This window comes from Acidovorax sp. SUPP950, from assembly GCF_030158935.1.
Taxonomy (GTDB): domain Bacteria; phylum Pseudomonadota; class Gammaproteobacteria; order Burkholderiales; family Burkholderiaceae_C; genus Paracidovorax.
The window spans coordinates 1-955 of the sequence record NZ_BQXE01000019.1; the positions used below are offsets into that span (position 1 = coordinate 1).

General features: G+C 67.7%; 1 pseudogene. It reads right to left on the bottom strand.

Annotation, left to right across the window (positions count from 1 at the left end):
* Positions 1-955 (bottom strand): annotated as a pseudogene (locus AVME950_RS24235) (hypothetical protein); the annotation flags it as partial.

Genomic DNA, 955 nt, shown 5'->3' on the forward strand with positions numbered 1-955 from the left:
AACACCTGCCCCGGATACCGCAGGTCGAACTTGATGGCTTCTGCATAGGCTGCACTGCCCTGCCCGCTCTGTGCGTAGCCGGTCGCTCCCGTCGTAGGGTTCGCCTCTCCAAACCCCGTGATCAGCCATTGCCACACCACCTGGCCCTGCGTGTTGGTGAGGCGTCTCGGCGTGTTCAGGTGGTCCGCATCGATGGCGTACAGCCTGCCGTTGATCTGCGCGGCGATGGGCATCGGCCCGTTCGCGGTGGGCAGGTAGATGACTTCGGTGCTGTCCATTTCGCCCGCCGGTGCCGCGCTGTCGCTGCTCCGCCGGCTGCCGTACTGCCCCAGCACGGTGCTGCCGATGCCGTCCTCCGCATAGACGGTCTGCGTGGTGATGGCGGGGTTGTTGGCCCCGGACAACCTCGCATCGCTCTTGAACACGCGCTGGCCCAGGGCGTTGTAGGTGTAGCTCACCGCCAATGCGCTGGCCGGGTCGGCGTTGGGCCCCGCCTTGGCGATGCGGCCGTCCACGCCGTAGTGCAGGTAGCTGTCGCCCTTCCTGGTGATCGATCCGGTGGCGTCGTGGTTGTAGCTGACGTTGGTCGTCTGCACGCTGCCGCCCGCGGGCGTGAAGGTCTGCGTGTAGCCGCCCAGGCGGTTGCTGGTGCTGGCGATTTGGTAGTCGCGCTGCAGCGTGGCGGTGCCCCCTGCCGTGCTGCTGCTGTAGTAGCTTTGGCTGCGGTTGCCGTTGGCATCCCACGCGTAGCCGCTGGCGTTGGCCCCGATGGTGTCGCTCAAGGCCGTTCCGCTGGGCAGCGTGAGGGTGTTGGGCGCGCTGTGCGCGCTGGCGGTGAGCCGGCCCACCGTGTCGTAGCTGTACGCGCTGGTGAGCGCCACCTGCTGCGCCACCGTGCTGCTTTGCGTGGGCAGCATGTGTTGCTGGGTGATCTGCGCGATGCGCCCGGCGCTGT